Here is a 21,545-nt window from a genome sequence, read left to right on the forward strand (position 1 = left end):
ATTATTATGACAGAAGAAGTAGTATTAATGAAAGGTAACGAAGCCATCGCCCATGCAGCCATTCGCTGTGGTGCCGACGGATACTTCGGTTATCCTATTACTCCGCAATCGGAGGTATTGGAAACGCTGGCCGACTTGAAACCGTGGGAAACCACCGGTATGGTAGTGCTCCAGGCAGAGAGTGAAGTAGCAGCTATCAATATGGTATATGGCGGTGCCGGAAGTGGGAAAATGGTGTTGACCTCCTCTTCAAGCCCTGGTGTCAGCCTGAAACAGGAAGGCATCTCTTATCTGGCAGGAGCCGAACTCCCCTGTCTGATCGTAAACGTAATGCGCGGTGGTCCTGGTCTGGGAACCATCCAGCCAAGCCAGGCAGACTATTTCCAAACAGTGAAAGGTGGTGGACATGGCGACTATAAACTGATTGCACTTGCCCCGGCTTCTGTACAGGAAATGGCCGACTTCGTTGGGCTCGCTTTCGAACTGGCCTTCAAATACCGTAACCCTGCCATCATCCTTGCCGATGGTGTTATCGGACAAATGATGGAGAAAGTAGTATTGCCACCGATGAAACCCCGTCGCACGGATGCAGAAGTAATCGAACAGTGTCCATGGGCCACTACCGGTAAAACCAAAGACCGTAAACCCAATATTATCACTTCGCTCGAACTCCGCCCCGAAGAAATGGAAAAGAACAACATCCGTTTCCAGGCAAAATACCGCGTAATCGAAGAAAACGAAGTGCGCTTTGAAGAAATAGACTGTGAAGATGCGGAATACCTGATTGTAGCATTTGGCTCTATGGCACGTATCGGACAGAAGGCAATGGAGCTGGCACGTGAAGAGGGTATCAAAGTAGGTATGCTTCGTCCTATCACTCTGTGGCCGTTCCCCACAAAAGCTATTGCGGCGTATGCCGATAAGGTGAAAGGTATGCTTGTTACTGAGTTGAATGCCGGACAAATGATCGAAGACGTACGCCTGGCAGTAAACGGAAAAATAAAAGTAGAACACTTTGGCCGTCTTGGTGGTATTGTGCCCGATCCGGACGAGATTGTGAGTGCACTGAAAGAAAAAATCATGTAATATACAATGACCATTTACAATTTACAATTTGCCTTGCGGATAAAAGCAAATTGTAGATACTTCAAATCGTAAATGGCTGTGTTCAGTTTTGTAAATTGTAAATGTTTAAATTGTAAATAAAAAGATGAATCCCGATAAAATAAGAAACGTATTGAATATACTTTTCATCATACTCGCTTTAGCGGCTATTATCGTTTACTTTGTAGCAGACGATTTCAAGATATTCATATACGTATGCGGTGCGGCAATCTTTGTCAAGCTGATGGAGTTTTTCATACGATTCACCAACAGATAAGGAGAAAGTTAACAAAAAGACAAGATGCAGGATGGTAAATCCACTTGTCAAATTGTCAACTTAAACCTCATCAACCAAAAAAAATTAAGTTATGACTAAAGAAGAAATAATCAAGCCCGAGAATCTGGTTTATAAAAAACCGACTCTGATGAATGATAACGCCATGCATTACTGCCCGGGTTGCAGTCACGGTGTGGTACACAAGCTCATAGCCGAGGTCATTGAAGAGATGGGAATGGAAGATAAAACCGTTGGTATCTCTCCCGTAGGTTGTGCCGTTTTCATTTACAACTATCTCGATATCGACTGGCAGGAAGCAGCCCACGGACGTGCCCCTGCATTGGCAACAGCCATCAAACGCTTATGGCCGGACCGTCTGGTATTCACTTACCAGGGCGATGGTGACCTTGCCTGTATCGGTACAGCCGAAACAATCCATGCACTCAATCGCGGTGAGAATATCACTATCATCTTCATCAACAATGCCATATATGGTATGACCGGTGGACAGATGGCTCCAACAACCCTCGTGGGTATGAAAACCGCCACTTGCCCCTACGGACGTGATGTAGACTTGCACGGATATCCTCTGAAAATTACTGAAATTGCTGCGCAACTGGAAGGTACGGCATACGTTACCCGTCAATCCGTACAATCGGTTCCTGCAATCCGTAAAGCAAAGAAAGCGATCCGCAAAGCATTTGAAAACTCTATGGCTGGCAAAGGCTCCAACCTGGTAGAAATTGTTTCTACTTGTAGTTCCGGCTGGAAAATGACTCCCGAAAAGTCTAACAAATGGATGGAAGAACATATGTTCCCATTCTATCCGCTCGGTGACTTGAAAAATAAAGAATAATGATTATTCAATATGCCAATGTGCCAATATGCCAATAAAGACTGGAAATATTGTTTTGGATAAGAGTTTTGCATTTGCTTTATCTATCATAAACTATTGCGAAACTCTTGAACAAAACAAAAAATTTGTAGTATCCCACCAATTATTAAAAAGTGGAACATCTATTGGCGCAAATATACATGAGGCACAAAACTGTGAGAGTAGAGCTGATTTTATTCATAAACTCAAAATAGCTGCAAAGGAAGCAGAAGAGACCAAATACTGGCTATTGCTTTGTGAAGAAGCTACAAATTATCCCTATGAAAAGAATCTGCTAAATGACCTCGGCGACATATTGAGATTACTAAACAGCATTATTAATTCGGCCAAACAGCAAATGTAACCCTTAATTGACACATTAGCACATTGGCACATTAGCACATTATTAAAAAATGAAAGAAGAAATAATTATAGCAGGATTCGGTGGACAGGGAGTACTGTCTATGGGAAAAATTTTAGCTTATTCCGGACTGATGGAAGGCAAAGAAGTAACCTGGATGCCAGCTTACGGACCGGAGCAACGCGGTGGAACTGCCAACGTAACGGTGATCGTAAGTGATGACAGAATCTCCTCTCCGATTCTAAGTCAGTATGACACAGCTATCATATTAAACCAGCCTTCGCTCGAGAAGTTTGAGAGCCGTATCAAGCCGGGTGGAATTCTTATCTACGACGGATACGGAATTATCAACCCACCTACCCGCAAAGACATCAAAGTATACCGCATTGATGCTATGGATGCAGCCAATGAAATGAAGAATGCCAAAGCATTCAACATGATCGTACTGGGTGGCTTACTGAAACTACGTCCTATTGTAACACTGGAAAATGTTATCAAAGGATTAAAGAAAACTCTCCCCGAACGCCATCATCACCTGATACCGATGAATGAAGAAGCCATCAAGAAAGGGATGGAACTGATCAGGGAGGCTTAATTTAGTTGGAAGTTGAAAATTGAAAATTGAAAGTTACTATGCAGCATGGCAGCGCAGCTAACTTTCAATTTTCAATTTTCAACTTTCAATTAATTAAGGTTTCAACTCTGTAAGCTTCAACTTTTTTGTCGTATATTTGCGCCCAATTATGAGACGAATCCTACTTACATATATACTACTCTTTATCGTAGGTCAGTTGGCTATCCAAGCGCAAGTCAACCCAAACAATCCGTACGGAGACCGACAGGATGAATTTGGCAATATCGTAGACCAATATGGCAACCAGATAGACCCTGCCATGCGTCCCCAAAGTCTGGATAGCGCAAATGTAGAAATCCAGGGACTTCCACCCAAACTTTACATGTGGCGTGTCAGCGAAAATCTGGGAAACGTAACCCGTATTCCTGCCGATACAGCCCGACTTAACTACCAGAATGCTAATCTGACAGAAGGTATGACCGGACACTATAACTACTTAGGTAACATGGGTGCTCCACGTATGTCTCGTATCTTCTTTGACCGGCAGGCAGCAGAACCAACTATCTTCATGCAGCCATATTCTTTCTTCTTCGTGCGGCCTGATGAATTTAATTTTACCAATAGCAATGTTCCATATACGAATCTGACCTATAACAAAGCAGGTAACAAAATAAACGGAGAAGAGCGTTTCAAATCTTATTTTTCGGTGAATGTCAACAAGCGGCTTGCTTTCGGCTTCAACATCGACTATCTGTATGGACGCGGATATTACAACCATTCAAGTACCTCATACTTCAACGCAGCTCCCTTTATCAGTTATATGGGAGAGAAATATGAAGGGACTTTGCTGTATAGCTACAACTACCTGAAGAACAACGAGAACGGAGGTATAACGAACGACGATTATATCAAAGATCCCGAGGGTGCAGCAGAAGGTGGAAGAGTGTATGAATCTACCAACATGCCGACGGTGATGAATACAGCCACTTCCCGTAATACTGACAGTTATGTATTCCTGACGCAACGCTACAAACTGGGATTCCATCGCGACCTCCCTCAACAGGAAAATGATACGTTGCCTCCTCAACAAGAGTTTGTGCCCGTCACCAGTTTCATTCACACGATGCAGGTGGAATGGACGAAGCGTAAATTTACGTCCAACGACCAACTGAAAGATTATTACCAAAATACGTACATCAAACCGGGACAACCTTATGTGGTGGATGATTCCACCTCCTATATCGGCATAAAGAATACATTTGGAATCTCCCTGCTCGAAGGTTTTAACAAATATGCCAAAGCCGGGGTCACTGCCTTCATATCGCATAAACTCAGTAAATATGAACTGATGAATGCAGACTCTGTCAGTAAAGATCACTATACAGAAAATGAGGTTTTTGTAGGTGGCGAGCTGGCTAAGCGACAAGGGAAAGTACTCCACTACCACGCCATAGGTGAAGTAGGCTTATTGGGAAAAGCCATCGGACAATTCAACGTAAAAGGAGATATCGATCTGAACTTCCGTTTGGGCAAGGATACGGTGAGCCTGATAGCACGCGCGTCTGTCAGCAACACACTGCCCTCGTTCTACATGCGCCATTATCACTCCAAACACTTCTATTGGGACAATGATAACATGGACAAGGAATTTCGTACCCGCATAGAAGGAGAACTAAACATCGACCGTTGGAAAACGCATCTGAAAGCAGGCGTAGAGAATATCAAGAATTATACTTACTTCAACCAGCAGGCAGTGCCCGAACAATTTGGAGGCAACGTACAGGTAGTTTCGGCTACTCTGGCACAAGACTTTCGCCTCGGCATTCTCCATCTGGACAATGAAGTGACCTGGCAGAAATCAAGTAACAGTACAGTGCTTCCGCTCCCCACTCTCTCGTTGTACCACAATCTTTACCTCGACTTTAAACTCGCAAAGAAAGTATTGAGTGTGCAACTGGGTGCCGATGTACGCTACTTCACTAAATATTATGCTCCGGCCTATATGCCTGCTACCGGACAATTTTACCTTCAATCGTCCAAAGATCAGGTAGAGATAGGTGCTTATCCTATTGTCAATGTATATGCCAATCTGCACCTGAAACGGACACGTTTCTTCGTCATGATGTATCACGTGAACGACGGACTTATAAATCGGCCGAACTCGTTTTATGCTCCCCACTATCCGATCAATCCACGATTGCTAAAGTTTGGAGTTTCCTGGAACTTCTACGATTAATGACCTCGTGAACCTATGAAACCAATAAAACGGAAATATCTGAAATACCTGTTACTGGGAGTCATATGCTTTCTGGTACTTTGGCTCTGGCCACAGAAGAAGGAGAAAGAGAACGGACATCCGCGAGACTATGCCGAGATCATTGCAAGCGGCATTCTCCATGCAGCAACAGAATACAATTCTATCAGCTTTTACGTGGACGGTGATACGGTGACGGGCTTTCACTACGAACTGATAGAAGCCTTCGCCCGGGATAAGGGAATCCAGGCACAGGTATCTCCAGTGATGAGTTTCGGGCAACGGTTGCAAGGATTAGAAACAGGAAAGTATGACGTTATCGCCTACGGCATCCTGGTGACCAGCGAACTCAAGGACTCTTTACTTCTCACTTCCCCCATCATTCTAAGCAAACAGGTGTTAGTTCAACGCAAACCTATATCCGAGCACGATTCACTCTTTGTCAAAAATCAGCTCGATCTGGCAGGGCGGACACTCCATGTAGTAAAAGGTTCGCCATCCATCCTCCGCATTCGCAATCTGGGAAATGAGATAGGAGATACGATTTACACCAACGAAGTAGAAAAATACGGTTCGGAACAACTGATAGCAATGGTAGCTCACGGAGATATCGATTATGCCGTGTGCGACGAAAGCATTGCCCGGGCAGCGGCAGATTCGTTGCCACAACTTGACATCAGTACGGATATCAGCTTTACACAATTTTATTCATGGGGTGTCAGCAAGCAATCACCTGTATTACTGGACAGCCTCAACTCCTGGCTTACAAAATTCCGTGAAGGAAAAGAATACAAAGAAATCTACCAAAAATACTATGGCAAGGAGTAGGAAGTGATTTGCAAGAAAATAAAAAGGTGAAAAGCCTGGCTTTGAGATTTCAATGTCGTATATTGGTCAATGGATTCATAAAGGAGACTCAGTTAAACTGCACATAAAGGAGGGACACTACGCGCTCTCCTTTTTTTATGCACATACGTCATAGAAAGCCTGCGAGCTGGATACTTCATGCTATTTTCCCCGGCACTCACCAAAAGTTTCCCAATATGTTACGGTTTGTTTCCCGGTATGTTATGGCTCATCTCCCGGTATGTTACGATAGAAATACCACTGTGTTATGATGCAAACAGCATTTTCTCTCAAAAGGAACGCTTTTAAGTTAAGAATCAATAAATATGCTCTTGACAGAAAAATATTCTTATCTTTGTGATCGTAAAAAAAACAGATAGGTATGAGTGAAAAGATTATTAAATGGGGCTTCATCGGTTGCGGTGAAGTGACAAAGAAGAAAAGCGGCCCTGCGTTCCAAAAGGTGGAAGGCTCTGAGGTGGTGGCCGTAATGAGTCGTGACGGCTCCAAAGCAAAAGCTTATGCAGAGGAAAGAGGTATCAGAAAATGGTATGACGATGCTCAGGAGCTTATTGATGATCCGGAGGTAAACGCCATCTACATTGCCACTCCCCCTTCCTCTCACGCCACATACGCCATCATGTCAATGAAAGCCGGCAAGCCCGCCTATATAGAGAAACCAATGGCCGTCACTTATGAAGAGTGCACCCGTATCAACCGTATCTCACGCGAAACGGGCGTTCCTTGTTTCGTGGCTTACTACCGTCGCTACCTGCCCTACTTCATCAAGGTAAAACAGCTTGTGGAAGAAGGTGCTATCGGCAATGTAATCAATATACAAATCCGCTTCGCCCAGCCTCCCCGCGATCTGGACTATAACCGCGACAACCTACCCTGGCGGGTGCAGGCAGACATCGCCGGAGGTGGTTATTTCTATGATCTCGCCCCTCACCAGATAGATTTATTGCAGGAGATGTTTGGTTGCATCCTCGAAGCCAGTGGTTATAAAAGTAACCGTGGCGGATTGTATCCGGCAGAAGACACATTGAGTGCCTGCTTCCAGTTTGACAACGGACTGGTAGGGAGTGGCTCCTGGTGCTTCGTTGCACATGAGTCCGCCAAGGAAGACCGTATCGAAATTATCGGTGACAAAGGTATGATCTGTTTCTCCGTCTTTTCATTTGATCCCATTGCACTACATACGGAACGAGGACGGGAAGAGATACATATCGAAAACCCTGAACATGTACAACAACCGCTTATTCAGGCAGTGGTAGACCATCTGTTAGGAAAATCAATCTGTACGTGCGACGGCGAAAGTGCCACACTTACCAATTGGGTGATGGATAAGATACTGGGAAAGATATAAAAGTCATTGCTAATGAATAATTCAAGAAACACACGTATAAGAATAACCATAAAAATTCGACAACAATGAAATTTAGTAATGTAAGATTATTGGTTAAGGATTTTGCTAAATGTTTTAAGTTCTACTCTGAACAACTTGGATTGGAACCGGCTTGGGGCGATGAGAACAGTGGATATGCCAGTTTTAAGGTAGCAGACGGAATAGAAGGATTTGCCCTTTTTGTATCCGACTGGATGGCACCGTCTGTAGGTAATGCGAATAAAGAACTGCCTGTTGGATTCCGAGAGAAATCACTTGTATCATTCAGTGTAGACAATGTTGACGATACTTATACAGCGTTGAAAGAAAAGGGTGTGGTATTTGTTAATGAACCCACCAATATGGCTGATTGGGGAATGCGCACGGTGCATTTGCGCGATCCTGAAGATAATTTAATAGAACTTTTTTCACCATTAGCTCCGGAACAATGTAGCGAAGAGCTAATAGAAGAATGCAAAAAATACGAGTAAAGAGTTTTTCTCTTACAATAAAGCGGGGAATCTCAGATAGTATGAGATTCCCCGCTTTATTGGTACAACATGGTTTTCAAGTATATCAGAATAGGATCTGCCAACAATAAAAGTTAAGTATTTGCCAAACGGTTACCCAATCGTTACCTCTACCATTGTTTATCCTTGCTTAAAGACTCCTACTCAACAGCTTATCTGCAAATGATAGTTTGATAATAGTAAGTAGTACTTCAAATTTAGTTCATACTATGACAACATTTTATTGAAACGCAAATGATCGCAGATTTTCGCAGATTAAATGGCTGCGCTATACTTGAGCAATGATATGCTTTGCGTGAATCTGTGAGTTTCTGCGTTTCAATAAAAGTATCATATAACGATGGACGATTACTTAACAAAAAAGACTGTTACAGAGACAGAAAGCAACCTGCTTTTCCAGTTTACTTAAAAAAGTTCTATCTTTGATGTCACGTTTCTCCTCTCCCTCCGTCTTATTGATGTAAATGGAACTCAAACAATTTAAAATAGACGTGCTACCCCTCCGCGAAAAGTTATTAAACTATGCGCGGAAATTGACAGAAGATCCCTCCGATGCCGAAGACGCAGTGCAGGAAGTCATGCTGAAGCTATGGAATATGCGCCAGAGACTGGACGAATACCGCAGTATCGAAGCCTTGGCCATGACCATGACACACCACCTCTGCATGGATATCTGGCGGGCCCGACGCCCGGACGCCCTTTCACTGGATCAGGTGCAAGCCCCCAGCCAATCGGCTACTCCGGAGCGAGTACTCGAAGAGAAAGATGAATTCCGCCTGATGCGCGAAATCATCGACTCGCTACCCAGTCTGCAACGCACCATCATACAAATGAAGGACGTGCAGGAATACGAAACAGACGAGATTGCAGAAATCACCGGATGTAATCCTGAAGCTATCCGCAGCAACTTGTCCAGAGCACGAAAGAAAGTTAGAGACATTTACCTGCAAACCATACAAGAAAGAAAAAGGAGAAACGAAGCATGAATATAGAAGAATTATTAAATAAATACTTTGAAGGTGAAACCTCTTGCGAAGAAGAACGCGAACTCAGACACTTCTTCACCCAGGGAATCGTGCCGGAACACCTGAAAGAATACAGCCCCCTGTTTGCTTTCCTTGAAAAAGAAAACAGGCAAGCTAAGGTCACCGATACAGAGCCTGCTACAAAGCAAAAAAAGCTCCGTCGCCACGCCATCTACACCCTGAGCGGAATTGCCGCCGGACTGCTTCTGCTACTGGGCATTGCCGGTATTCACCGTCACTTCAACGCTATGCCCGACAGCTACGTCATCATCGACGGTAAGTGCTACACGGACGAAAATCTGGTGCGCGAACAAGCTATGGCGGCTTTCCGCAATGTAAGCCTCGACGAAGATGAACTTCTCGACAGCCTCTTTGGTGAATAGAAACAGTAGTAAACTATCAAAAAAAATAAAAAGAACCTATATGAATACAGTCATTCGCACAACACTTATCATCCTGCTATTAGCTGCCTTCCCGGCTGGTATAAAGGCACAGGAAGATCTGCACAGTGCTTCCGTATTTCAGAAATACGGCAAGCAAAAGGGTGTGACGATGGTAGAATTGTCCCGAGACATGCTGGACTCCTACCGTATCGACCTATACAAAAGTCTGGTTTTCAAAGATGTGACAGAAGCATTACCTTATATACTGGATTGTCTGGAGAAAGACCAGAAAGAAGGAACTATGAAAAAAATACAGGAGATCATCGAAGACGGTAAACTGCTGACTGCCTATTATCAACTCACTCAGGTGAAAAAAGGCAAAGAGAAGCTGAACCGTTTCCTCCTGTTCAAGATCGGGAAGAAAAACAGCGCTACCTTGATCTATATCGAAGGCAATCTGAATTCGGACGAGCTTGTAGCACTCTTATTCCAAAGAAAAAACTAAAACAATAAAAACGATAAAGACATGAAAAAGATCATTTTAGCATGTATGATGCTCTTCCCGTTCATGGGTATTGCAGCACAAGAAAACGAAACCAGAAAACAAACGACCGTAAACACTTCCGGCGACTCTATCATTATCCTGAAGGGAGAAGGTAACGTGAAAATCAAAATCTACGAAGAGAATATCAGTAACGACACCAGACAGGAAGAAAAGCTTTTTGAAGGCGTCTACCTCACCCGTATCGACTCTGACCGCCCAAGCATATTGAATGCGCTACCCTTTGCACCGAAAAAACGCAACCGCTTCGATCCGCACTCCAGTGGTTTTTATATGGGATTCAGCCGCCTCACGAACGATTTCTATAGCTTCGGACCCACCGGAAAAGCATCACTGGATGCCGGTAAATCCTGGGAAATCGGCGCCAATCTTTTCTCCAGCCATATTGCTCTGACCCGTGATCGTCACTGGGGAATGACCTTCGGGCTGGGTTGGGGATATACCTCTTTCCGTCTGGACGGCAATCAGGCTTTCCTGAAAGCAGAAGGCAGTACGGGTGTCTTTGCCGGAGATGAGGAAACGATTTATAACAAAAGCCGTCTGCGCTACTTCCATTTTCGTATTCCTATCTCTATCGAATGGCAGACAAGGATCAACGGACGTCGCCCCGTATTCTTTGCTGCCGGACCGGAAGTGGAAATACGCCACGGTGTGAAATCAATGGCAAAAGTAAACGGACACAAAGAGACACTGGGTAAAGGCATGTATGTACACCCGGTAGGCATCAACCTGTTGGCACAAGCTGGATACGGCAGCCTGGGCTTCTATCTGCGTTATTCTACCTACGGACTCTTTGAAAAAGGAAAGGGACCGGATGTATCGCCAATGGCTTTCGGTATTTGTTGGTATTGGTAGGGAGAGAGAGTGATTAGTGGTAAGTGATTAGCGATAAGTGATTAGTGATTAGTGGGCTGCGCAATCGTTGCCATAGCGCAGCCCACTAATCACTAATCACTAATCACTACTTTATAATCTCCTTGCACCACTCCCTCACCCGCTTGTCCGTCAGTTCCGCCTGATTATCAAGATCAATAACCAAGCCACACCATTGATTGCCACGCAGTGCACGAGACTTATTAAATTTATATCCCTCTGTAGAAGTAAAACCAACCAGGGTGGCTCCGTCTTCTTCAAAAACATCTGCCAGTATGCCCATACCATCTACAAAGTTATCAGGATACTTTGCCTGGTCACCCAGGCCAAAGATGGCTACTTTCTTTCCCTTCAGTTGAAGTGTCCTCAGCTCCGGCAGAAGTTCATCCCAATAGGTAGGCAGTTCTCCGTCAAACCAGGTAGAAGCTCCCACAATCAAATGGTCGTATGCTTCAAAATCATTCTGCCAGGCGTTCTCTACAGAGACTATCTCAACTGCATCACCCAGCTCTTTTTGTATCTTTTTTGCTACCAAGGCCGTCTTATCCGAATTGGCAGCGTAAATCAATGCTATCTTTTTCATATAAGTAATACTTCAAATTAAGTTCATACTATGTGACAGTGTTTTATTGAAACGCAAATGATCGCAGATTTTCGCAGATTAAATGGCTGCGCTATACTTGAGCGATGATATGCTTTGCGTGAATCTGTGAGTTTCTGCGTTTCAATAACAGTATCATATAATGATGAACGATTATTTATCAATCTATCTTTCTTAATATTCCAATAACTCTTTTGCTGCTGCATATATCTTTTCTTCATCGGGCAAAATAGCACGTTCCAGTGCCGGATGAAACCCAACCGGTGTAAATGTGGAACCTACGCGACGAATAGGAGCATCAAGATGCCTGAACATCTCTGTCCCAAGAGTAGCAGCTACCTCGGCACCAAAGCCCGAAAAGACTTTATCTTCGTGCACCACCAATGCCTTGCTGGTTTTCTTTACCGATTCAAAGATAGTCTCTTTGTCTAACGGGATCAGTGAACGAAGGTCGATCACTTCCACTTCCCATCCGTTTTCCTTCGCCAGGCGTTCGGCTACGTTAAGGCAAAAATGGGTAGTATTGCCATAAGTGATAATACTCAGATCGGAACCTTCACGACGGATACGGGCCTTACCAAAAGGTACCTCAAAATCTTCGGGCACAATGGCTGAGGCTTCTACTGAATTGTACAGAGCTTTCGGTTCAATAAACAAAGTGAATCCCCGCGAACGCATACTTGTACGAAGCAGTCCGGCCGCATCATCGGCAAAAGAAGGACACACAATCCGCGCTCCGGGAAGGGTGGTAAGAGCTCCTTCAATATTTTGGGAGTGATACAGTCCACCACCGATATAACCACCCGAAGCTAATCTCAGGGTGATATTGGGAACAAATTTTCCGTTGCTTCGCCAGTACTCGTGTGTACACTCTACGTACTGCTCTACGGCCGGCCAGAAATAATCGGCAAACTCAGCACCCTCTATCACAACATGTATCTTCGGGTCGAAGCGACACATACCATTGGCTGTACCTACGATATAATCTTCGGCAATCGGTGCACTGAATACACGGGCATCGCCAAACTCCTGTTGCATGCCTTTGGTGACATTAAATACGCCTCCTTTTTCTTTGTTTGCCACATCCTGTCCCCAGATAAAGGTATCGGGATTGCGCCTGAACTCAGATTTCAGTGTTTCATTAATAGCAGTCACCATAAAAGCCTTCTCTCCTTCTACCTCATTGTGAGTTCCATCCGGGTACTTCTTCGGTTCATAAGGTTCCGGCAGTACAAAGTCAAAAATCGACTTCGGATCGGGATCGGGAGCAGCAAGTGCTTTGCGATTGGCAGCACTAAGCTCTTTTTTCGCTTCGGCTTCTATCTTTTGCAAATCCTCTTCCGACAGTCGTTTGTAACGGAGCAACATCCGGCGGAATTTCATCAGCGGATCGGCGTCTTTCACATAGGTAAGTTCGTTCTCATCGCGGTAAAGGGTATGCTTGTCCGAATTGGAATGCGAACCGATACGGACACAATTGGCATGCACAATCACCGGGGTGCGATTGGCAATGGCAAACTCACGGGCTTCGGTCATCGCATTCATAGAGTCGAACACGTCTTTGCCGTTACAATGAATGATTTTCAGATTCTTAAAGCCGGAGAAGTTATCGGCAACTTTACGGTTGGCAGTCTGCTCATCTTTCGGAACAGAGATACCATAACCATTGTCCTGCCATACAAAGATAACAGGCAGGCGCTCAAGACTGGCCCCATTGACAGCTTCGTAAACAAAGCCCTCGGAGGAGGCCGATTCACCATGCGAAGTGATCGCAACACCCCGGTGGCCGTAGTAAACCATAGCCCGGGCTACGCCTGCAGCATGCAAGTCGTGTGTACCGGTGGCAGAAGAGACATTTTCAATGTGCCACTCCGGTTTGGCGAAGTGATTGGACATGTGACGACCGCCACTACCGGGGTCGGTAGCTTTGGAAATGCCGTTTAGAATCAGTTCCTCTACACTCATTCCGGCAGAAAGAGCGGTAAGCATATCGCGATAGTATGGGAAAAGAAAATCTTCTCCTTTGGTGAAAACCTGCCCGATAGCTAACTGAATACCATCATGCCCCGCATAAGGGGCATGGAAAGACCAACCCAGAGATTGTAATAAATAAGACGGCGTTTTCTCGTCAAGGGCACGTCCCAGGGTCATCAGATGATACCACTTACGAAGCGTGGCTTCGTCAGTAGTCTTAATATCATATTTCTTCATAAATAGTTCTTTGTGCTTCCCGCACGGGGAGGTGCGGCAGGCGATGATTGTATATTAATGGGGTTATCGATGTGTATTTTTATTTGACATTTAGGGGATACTTCGAGGGAGGCTTCGGGAGGGGGTGTTGTGACATCGTGATGTCATGCCCGGTGACATCGTGATGTCATGCCTGGTGACATCGTGATGTCATGCTCGGTGACATCAGTGTGTCATGACTGGTGACACAGGTGTGTCATGACTGGTGACACAGGTGTGTCATGACCGGTGACACAGGTGTGTCATAACAGCATCCCCAAAAAGCTGCCCAGAAGCGCTACAGGAGCACTATTCTGAGGTGAAACGCTCTAAATAGTCTGCAATAAAACGGAGGAAGTTACCCCCTAATGAGCCATCTACTACCCGGTGGTCATAAGAGAGAGAGAGGTACATTTTGTGCCGGATAGCGATCACATCTCCTTCGGGAGTTTCTTTTACAACCGGCTTCTTCTCAATACTCCCCACACCTAGGATAGCGACCTCCGGCTGATTGATTACCGGAGTACCAAAAAGCATCTTAAATGTACCGTAGTTGGTGATTGTAAATGTTCCGCCACTAATCTCGTCAGGAGTCAGCTTATTATTGCGGGCTTTAAGTGCCAGTGAGTTTATGCTCAGTGCCAGTCCGTTCAGGTTCAGACGGTCGGCATCATGGATGACAGGTACAATCAGATTACCGTCATTCAGCGATACGGCAACCCCGATATTGATGTGCTTCTTAAACAGTATATTGTAACCGTCAACAGATACATTCACCTGCGGATAAGCAACCAATGCTTTAGCTACCGCCTCTGTTATGACAGGCATATAAGTCAGCTTCACACCCTCCCGACGGAAGAACGCATCTTTATTCTTCTCACGCCAATGAACCAGCTGGGTCACATCAACTTCGACTACATTGGTTACGTGTGGAGAAACTTTCTTCGACATTACCATATGATCGGCAATAATCTTACGGACAAAATCCATAGGCTTCACTTCCACATCCGAAGTGGAACCGACTACCGGGGCAGGCGAGACAACCGGTGCAACCGGAGCAGTGGTAGCAGCAGATACAGGCGAAGTAGCCGGAGCTGTACTCACCGGAGCCTCTTTGGCTATAGCGGCTGCTTGCTGAACAGTAACTTTAGGCGCAGCAGGACTACCACTCTTCTTCCGGGCAATGTAATCTTTGATATCTTTCTTACTCAACCGCCCCTCATAGCCTGTACCGGGAATGGTATCCAGTTCTTCCCTCTGAATTTTTGCCTCCCGTGCCAGCTGTAACACAACGGGTGAGTACCAACGCTCTTCTTCCGCTTTCACTACTTTCTCCTGTGGAGAGTCAGAAGTGGGTATTCTGCTTGCAGGTTGCTCTGTTTCGGTTTCTTCCTGTTCGCCTTCGCCTTCTCCCCCCATATCTACAAGGGCTACTACAGTTCCTACCGGCACCGTATCGCCTTCTTTAAACAATATCTCTACCACCTTACCGGCTACCGGAGACGGAACTTCGGCACTCACTTTGGCAGTATTTACCTCAAACAACACATCGTCTTCCTGAACGACGTCGCCTACTTGTACCGACCAGGATATAATGGTACCTTCAGTGACACTCTCACCCAATTTGGGCATCTTTATTTCAAACTTTGGCATATAACTTATTCTTTTATTATTATTGACTTATATAGATTAAACAACCTTCCAGAATAGAAAGTTCCGAGTTAATAGTTTATAGTTGTTGTCACACCGCATAATAACTGTCAATTGTCCACTGTCAATTGTCAATTGTCCACTGTCCCCTGTCAATTCCCCCAAATCCACGCTTCCGTAGCATACTTTTCACGCTTCAGCCGTTCAATAGCTTCTATATCATTACGGGTGAAACGATAGATAGGATTCTCTCCATTCTCACTCAAAAAGTAATGAAACAGGAGCCGTAGAAAGCGTCGCATATCCGGAGGCTGTTGCAAATGCCTGCACACATTGGTCACTTCACTTTTTACTGACGGCACGGCGCGCACTATGTGAGAACCGGGAGCCAGTACTTCCGGCTCCGACCTGCCATTGAGCGAGGCATTCAATGCCTCGATGTTTGTAGAAAAGAGGAGTGTGCAGTGATACATCACTCTGTTTTTGTGGATACACTGCGCACTACCGGATATCTTCTGCCCGTCGATATACACCCCTAAGCGACTGTCCGCACTGGCAGTAATCCCTACCGTTGCCAGAAAATCAATGGTCTGTTGCAGATAATAGTTGAAGTCGGGCTGAGTAGCAGTCTCTATGAAAGTGAGGTTGACATTTCCCGCATCGTGATAAACTGCACCTCCACCGGAGAAACGGCGGGCAATCCTCACACCGTACTGCTGCGTGTAGTCCGTATCCACTTCTGCCTCCACACGCTGATGTTTGCCGATAACCACCGTAGGAGTTGCCTGCCAAAGCATGAAATAGTTCTCACGCTTCTGCTTCAACAGATATTCTTCTGCTGCCAGATTGAAATAGATATCCGTACAGCGGTTGTCTATGCAGAACATCAGGCAAAAAGGGTTTCATGGAAAATCTCTCCCACCGTGGGGTGAGGAAATACGCTCTTTTTAAACTCTTCTACCGTATATCCGTGCTCGATGGCAATACCTGCCACCACAATTAGTTCCGAAGCCGGATTCCCCAACAAGTGACAGCCGATGATATGCTCATCTTCATCAAGAATCAGTTTGCAAAGCCCATTTCCCAATTCATTCTCGGCAATAAAACGCCCGGAGTAGACCATTGGTAACTTCTGTACCCGGTAACTCACCCCTCCGGCGATCAGCTCTTCTTCCGTCTTCCCCACCCCCGCAAGTTCGGGATTGGTATAAACTACTCCGGGAACGTAGTCGTAGCTCATCTTATCTTCTACGCCTAAGATGTGATTAATAGCCACCTCACTCTCACGGATGGCGGTATGTGCCAGCATCGAATGGCCTGTAATATCACCACAAGCATATACATGCGGGTGAGAGGTTTGCATGTGCTCATTTACTTTCACTCCACTACGGTGTAGCTCGATGTTCAGTTTATCAAGCCCCACCTGGCCTATATTTGCTTTACGTCCCACGCTGACTAATATCTTATCTGCCTCAAGCACGGTTGTTTTCCCGTCTCTCTCTACTGTAACTCCTGCCTTACCTACTTCAATCACTTTTGTATTCAGATAGAAATTAACACCCCGTTTCGTATAGTCTGCCCGGAGCATGGCGCTGGTTTCTTTATCCATCGCACCCAGAATTTCGGGCATCATCTCGATCACTGCTACCCGCACTCCCATACTGTTGAAGAAAGAGGCGAACTCCATACCGATTACACCACCACCAATGATGACGAGTGACCGGGGGAGCTGCGTTGACTCCAGGGCTTCTTTTGAAGTCCAGTAATCTACATCCGTAAGCCCCTTTATCGGAGGAATCACCGTATCAGAACCCGTACAAACCATCAGATAGGTCACCTCATATGATTCGCCCTCACTGCTAATGTGTATTCGCCCGTCCTTCTCCCCCACTATGAGGGCTTCATGCTCCACAATCGTTACTCCGTAGGAAGTTACCGTCATTGTCACTCCTCCCGTCAGCTTCTTCACTGTCTTGTCTTTGCGGCTGATAATCTTTTCCATATCAAACGCGGGAAGCCCGGAGACGGAAACACCATACTTGGATGCTCCTTTTATATTATCCAGCACTTTGGCGGAGTACAATAATGTTTTGGTTGGGATACATCCTTCATTAAGGCATACACCCCCCATTGCTTTTTTCTCAAACAGTACGGTTCTCAGACCGTTGGCCCCTGCACGCTCGGCAGCGGTATATCCGGCGGGACCTCCGCCAATGATTGCTATATCAAATTTCATACGCTGATTGTTTTTAAATAAAATATGATATAACAACAAATAAAAGAAGAACTTGGTTGTCGGGAATTGTCTGAATGATTACCTTTGCCTTAAAACCAAATCTTAAAAGATATGACTAAGGAAGAATTAATGCGGAAAGCCATTGAGCTTTCAAAAGAAAATGTCGCTAATGGTGGTGGCCCGTTTGGTGCTGTTATTGCCAAAGATGGAGAGATTATTGCTACCGGAGTAAACCGCGTAACCGCCTCTTGCGACCCTACAGCCCATGCGGAAGTCAGCGCTATCCGTGCTGCTGCTGCCCAGCTTGGTACATTCAACCTAAGCGGTTACGAAATATATACTTCGTGTGAACCCTGCCCGATGTGTCTGGGAGCGATCTATTGGGCACGACTGGATAAAATGTATTATGGCAATAACAAAACGGATGCAAAGAATATAGGGTTCGATGACTCATTTATTTATGACGAACTGGAGTTGAAGCCCGCAGACCGGAAATTGCCTTCGGAGGTACTGCTCCACAATGAAGCTATCAAAGCTTTTGAAGAGTGGGCGGAGAAGGAAGATAAAGTGGAGTATTGATTAACCATATTAACATTCGCTGAGAATCATACGTACTATGCCTGACAAAGAATGCATAGTTCAGATGTAAACTATGCATTTTAAGGGAGCGTTAAAATACATTTTAAGGCATTGTTAAATACGTACTTTAGGACTCGTTATATTATCTTTCCTAAATGGTAACATAAAGCGTTGCAACATAGAAGTATACGCTATATAAAACAAGAATCCCCGGAGTACTGCATTTCTCCGGGGATCTTTTTCACACACAAAAGTTATAATTGCAATTGAAACTCTTCTTTTTTAGAAACGCATGCCGATGGTAAAGAGTACCTGGCTGCGAGTGTTGGTAACGTCCGTCTTGTTAAGATATATATCTTCAAAGGCATAGAACTTCTCTTTATAAGTACTGTATTTATATGCGAGATCTGCATAAAGCAAGCTGCCACGATAACCGATACCGATGGTATAATTGCTAAGCGCCTGGGCATTGGCAAAATCTGTATCTGTACTTATTGAGTTTATAGGTAAGTTCTTGAAAGCATTATCCTTAAAGGCAGAAGTGCTGTAATTGTATCCCAAACGGAAAGCAAATTGCGGAATCACCTTATACTCTGCCCCTACGCGAACCGTACTAACTCCTTTCAGCATACTGGTCTGGCCATTTTCCCAAGTCATTGCATCACCTTCGGGGTAGTTGAAGCGCATTGTTGAATAATTTTCATATTCATACTCCGCACCGATAGCCAGGCTACTGCCCACTGTATATCCGAGACTGAAATTATAAGTCCACGGTGTACGGAAACTATACTCACGGTTCATATCACCCACCAAGTCATAGGTATCAATGGTGGTCCGAGTCAGTTTATCACCCAAAAAGACATCGGAAACCATACGAGAGCTTGTAGTCAGCGTAAGTTTATAGAATGTAGGAGAGTGCACAGACACACCGAAACGCAGAGGAGAGGATTCGATGGGACGTACAATGGCTCCCAGCTTAAAGTCAAATCCACTACCGCCAATCTTGTTCCAGCTTTCCAGCAAATATCCTGTCTCGCCATAGTTCTCGTCATAAGAAGAGTACTTCTTATAGTCTACGTCATAAGCACCTATTGTCATTCCGAAATAGAAACGGTCATTGACGTTGAACGATACGTTGAAGTCATATTGATCAATTCCGCCTCTTTCCTCAGAGTGAAACTTAGCATAGGGGATATCGGTAGTCATCGGTCTGTAGAGGTTTCCACCCCATTGGTCTTTTCCATCTTCAATTATTAGATGACCTTGAGAGCCCAATACGGAAAGCCAGCCCAAATCCTGATCGCGAAAAGCTTCACGACCTTCAAAATATTTGCTGTCTTTCACTCCATTCGCCTGATTAGCCATCTGGTAGGTTTGGGTTACAATTCCATCGCCAGGCGCTGTGTTCAGCAAACCCTCCATGCCCATATTCTTATAGAACGACTTCGATTTGTGATAGTTGAATCCGAAATTCACATACCGCAGAGGCGTCTGATTACCTATCTTTGAAGAAAACACAAAACCTATATTATCAAATCCTCCACGGTTCTTATCCCATTTTGAATTATAAACATTGTCAAGTCCCTTGTATGTGTTCTCCATCCCATAGGCTGAGAAACTGAAAGTAGTCATCACATCGTTACTGCGGTAGATTCCGATACCAGCCGGATTTGTTCCGATAGTGGATATATCTCCTCCTAAAGCACTCATTGCGCCACCCATACCGACAAAACGGGCAGTTCCATTTAAATCCTTACCAGTAAACTTAGCAGCATCGTATATTGTCTGTGCCTTTGCACTGCCTGCAAGCAGGGCGGCAGCCGCTATAATCATTATCTTTTTCATAATCCTTACCTTTTAAGTTAATACTACGGTTATCTCCGGCTACTACTGCTACGGCTGGAACCACCGCCACCACCACTGGAACGGGAGGAACTACCACCACTATATGAACCTGCACTGGAGCGCGAACTACCGCTGCTACTGGGAGAATAACTTCTACTGGAAGAAGGAGTAGACGACGAACGTGAACTTCCGCTTGAATAGCTGCTACGGCTGGAAGGCTGCGTTGAGCTACCTCTGTTGTAAGTAGAACTCGGACGGCTACTGCTACTACTGCTCGGTCTGGAGGAAGAGCTGCTGGAAGGACGGCTTACCTCAGTCCGCGAGCTACTATTATAAGTACTGCGCGTACTGCTCGGACGTGTGTAGGTAGAACGACGTGAAGAGCTTGCTTCTCCCCTGTCCGTACTTACTCCCGGACGACTGCTGGCAGAGGTACGTGTACCTACAACCCGGCTTGAAGACGAAGCATTGGTACGACGGGAAGTGCTCGTTCCGCCTGCACTTGGGCGACGGGAGGCATCTCCTGAGGTATATGTACGACGGGAAGTACCCGACGAATACCGGTCGCTGTTTCCGTAAGACCGACGATTGGTATAACTGTTATTGCTCCAGTAGTGACCTCCGCCACCCCAACCCGGATAATACCCGGGATAATGATGATGATGTCCCCAGTGACCACCCCAATAGCCGCCACCATACCAACCACCGTACCAGCCGCCATAATATCCGCCCCAACCGTAATAAGGACGTGACCACCCCCAACCCCAACCGGGACCGTAGGAATTATAGCGCCAATCCCACCACATCGGATTGCTGAACGTAGGGAACGCATAGGCATACAAGCCGTCAGTATATACGTTCCAGTCCCATGAATTACTTCCGTAAACAATATCCCAATAGAACGGGCTACTGATACTTACAGCAAAACGCGGATTACGGAAACGGATGATGCGTTCTGCATATTCGTAATCGTCCTGCGAACCGTTGAACTCACCGTTCACCCATTCGCCATCCAGATCCGGGCGTGATTTCTCTTTAATATATAAGGTGTCATCCTCCATCTCGAAGTCGTTTTCACGTGCATCGTAGCGGCGGTTATACTCGTCCACATCTCGGGTATTTCCTTTGCGGTCCTGAACAACAACAGTTGTCCCCGGAGACGTATAAATATTCGTCGTGGCCTGTCTCCTCACCGGTTCCTTCTTCTCTGGTGCCGGCTCTTCCTTCTCTTTGGAAGGAATGAAGTAGAGGTCATCGTCATAGCTCTGTGCCATCAAACCTATAGGGAGACACAAGGCAATCAACAATAAAAAAACAATCTTTTTCATATCTCTGTGGTTTATGGGTTTATTTTT

20 protein-coding genes are annotated in these 21,545 nt (G+C 45.4%); 13 read left to right on the forward strand and 7 right to left on the reverse strand.

The features are described from left to right. Positions 1-6 precede the first annotated feature (6 nt). The 12 genes from QX565_RS19135 to QX565_RS19190 all read left to right on the forward strand — a co-directional run bounded on the left by QX565_RS19135 (position 7) and on the right by QX565_RS19190 (position 11,032). Complete coding sequence (locus tag QX565_RS19135) at positions 7-1,086, forward strand: 3-methyl-2-oxobutanoate dehydrogenase subunit VorB (protein ID WP_007484986.1); 1,080 nt, start codon at positions 7-9, stop codon at positions 1,084-1,086. A 386-nt stretch (positions 1,087-1,472) separates the two neighbouring features. Then, positions 1,473-2,237 (forward strand): thiamine pyrophosphate-dependent enzyme, encoded by a 765-nt coding sequence (locus QX565_RS19140; RefSeq protein ID WP_002561682.1) that lies wholly within the window; start codon positions 1,473-1,475, stop codon positions 2,235-2,237. Positions 2,238-2,265: 28 nt separating this feature from the next. Next, positions 2,266-2,619, forward strand: coding sequence for a four helix bundle protein (locus QX565_RS19145; RefSeq protein WP_221648772.1), 354 nt, complete (start codon positions 2,266-2,268; stop codon positions 2,617-2,619). Between the two features lie 49 nt (positions 2,620-2,668). Then, the gene (locus tag QX565_RS19150; RefSeq protein ID WP_221648773.1) at positions 2,669-3,211 is read left to right on the forward strand and encodes a 2-oxoacid:ferredoxin oxidoreductase subunit gamma family protein; all 543 of its coding nucleotides are present in this window, start codon (positions 2,669-2,671) and stop codon (positions 3,209-3,211) included. A 148-nt stretch (positions 3,212-3,359) separates the two neighbouring features. Continuing rightward, the gene (locus QX565_RS19155) at positions 3,360-5,426 is read left to right on the forward strand and encodes a putative porin (protein ID WP_289293990.1); all 2,067 of its coding nucleotides are present in this window, start codon (positions 3,360-3,362) and stop codon (positions 5,424-5,426) included. A gap of 15 nt (positions 5,427-5,441) precedes the next feature. Next, positions 5,442-6,272 carry a transporter substrate-binding domain-containing protein gene (locus QX565_RS19160; RefSeq protein ID WP_289293992.1) on the forward strand — a complete coding sequence of 277 codons (831 nt, stop codon included), beginning with the start codon at positions 5,442-5,444 and terminating at the stop codon, positions 6,270-6,272. Positions 6,273-6,672: 400 nt separating this feature from the next. Beyond that, positions 6,673-7,659 carry a Gfo/Idh/MocA family protein gene (locus QX565_RS19165; protein ID WP_195349549.1) on the forward strand — a complete coding sequence of 329 codons (987 nt, stop codon included), beginning with the start codon at positions 6,673-6,675 and terminating at the stop codon, positions 7,657-7,659. A gap of 65 nt (positions 7,660-7,724) precedes the next feature. Next, positions 7,725-8,168, forward strand: a complete 444-nt coding sequence (locus QX565_RS19170; RefSeq protein WP_002561687.1) for a VOC family protein — start codon at positions 7,725-7,727, stop codon at positions 8,166-8,168. Positions 8,169-8,671: 503 nt separating this feature from the next. Further along, positions 8,672-9,193 carry a GFO_1088 family ECF-type sigma factor gene (locus QX565_RS19175; RefSeq protein ID WP_221648775.1) on the forward strand — a complete coding sequence of 174 codons (522 nt, stop codon included), beginning with the start codon at positions 8,672-8,674 and terminating at the stop codon, positions 9,191-9,193. Further along, complete coding sequence (locus QX565_RS19180) at positions 9,190-9,615, forward strand: PG0215 family putative anti-sigma factor (RefSeq protein WP_289293993.1); 426 nt, start codon at positions 9,190-9,192, stop codon at positions 9,613-9,615. Before QX565_RS19175 ends, QX565_RS19180 begins: the two co-directional genes overlap by 4 nt. Before the next feature lie 40 nt (positions 9,616-9,655). Next, positions 9,656-10,120, forward strand: a complete 465-nt coding sequence (locus QX565_RS19185) for a DUF6108 family protein (RefSeq protein WP_221648776.1) — start codon at positions 9,656-9,658, stop codon at positions 10,118-10,120. Positions 10,121-10,141: 21 nt separating this feature from the next. After that, on the forward strand, positions 10,142-11,032 hold the full coding sequence (locus tag QX565_RS19190) for a hypothetical protein (protein ID WP_289293995.1): 891 nt from the start codon (positions 10,142-10,144) through the stop codon (positions 11,030-11,032). Between the two features lie 106 nt (positions 11,033-11,138). On the opposite strand, the gene QX565_RS19195 is transcribed toward QX565_RS19190, so the two are convergent. From QX565_RS19195 to lpdA, 5 genes are all read right to left on the reverse strand, one after another. Next, the gene (locus QX565_RS19195) at positions 11,139-11,633 is read right to left on the reverse strand and encodes a flavodoxin (protein ID WP_221648778.1); all 495 of its coding nucleotides are present in this window, start codon (positions 11,631-11,633) and stop codon (positions 11,139-11,141) included. A 192-nt stretch (positions 11,634-11,825) separates the two neighbouring features. Further along, positions 11,826-13,862 (reverse strand): alpha-ketoacid dehydrogenase subunit alpha/beta, encoded by a 2,037-nt coding sequence (locus QX565_RS19200; RefSeq protein WP_221648779.1) that lies wholly within the window; start codon positions 13,860-13,862, stop codon positions 11,826-11,828. Between the two features lie 327 nt (positions 13,863-14,189). After that, a complete protein-coding gene (locus QX565_RS19205; protein WP_289293997.1) occupies positions 14,190-15,533 on the reverse strand; it encodes a dihydrolipoamide acetyltransferase family protein in 1,344 nt (447 codons plus the stop codon). A gap of 149 nt (positions 15,534-15,682) precedes the next feature. Further along, positions 15,683-16,417, reverse strand: a complete 735-nt coding sequence (locus QX565_RS19210; RefSeq protein WP_221648781.1) for a lipoate--protein ligase family protein — start codon at positions 16,415-16,417, stop codon at positions 15,683-15,685. After that, on the reverse strand, positions 16,417-17,766 hold the full coding sequence (gene lpdA / locus QX565_RS19215) for a dihydrolipoyl dehydrogenase (RefSeq protein WP_289293998.1): 1,350 nt from the start codon (positions 17,764-17,766) through the stop codon (positions 16,417-16,419). Before lpdA ends, QX565_RS19210 begins: the two co-directional genes overlap by 1 nt. Before the next feature lie 111 nt (positions 17,767-17,877). On the opposite strand from lpdA, the gene QX565_RS19220 reads away from it, so the two are divergent. Continuing rightward, positions 17,878-18,345 (forward strand): nucleoside deaminase, encoded by a 468-nt coding sequence (locus QX565_RS19220; protein WP_002561697.1) that lies wholly within the window; start codon positions 17,878-17,880, stop codon positions 18,343-18,345. 282 nt (positions 18,346-18,627) lie between these two features. Here the strand turns inward: QX565_RS19220 and QX565_RS19225 are convergent, their stop codons facing one another. Together QX565_RS19225 and QX565_RS19230 are read right to left on the reverse strand one after the other, a co-directional pair. Beyond that, positions 18,628-20,190, reverse strand: coding sequence for an OmpP1/FadL family transporter (locus tag QX565_RS19225; protein WP_221648783.1), 1,563 nt, complete (start codon positions 20,188-20,190; stop codon positions 18,628-18,630). A 29-nt stretch (positions 20,191-20,219) separates the two neighbouring features. Beyond that, positions 20,220-21,518, reverse strand: a complete 1,299-nt coding sequence (locus QX565_RS19230; RefSeq protein ID WP_221648784.1) for a hypothetical protein — start codon at positions 21,516-21,518, stop codon at positions 20,220-20,222. Positions 21,519-21,545 lie beyond the last annotated feature (27 nt).

The organism is Bacteroides sp. 41_26 (assembly GCF_949740115.1).
Lineage (GTDB): Bacteria > Bacteroidota > Bacteroidia > Bacteroidales > Bacteroidaceae > Bacteroides > Bacteroides nordii.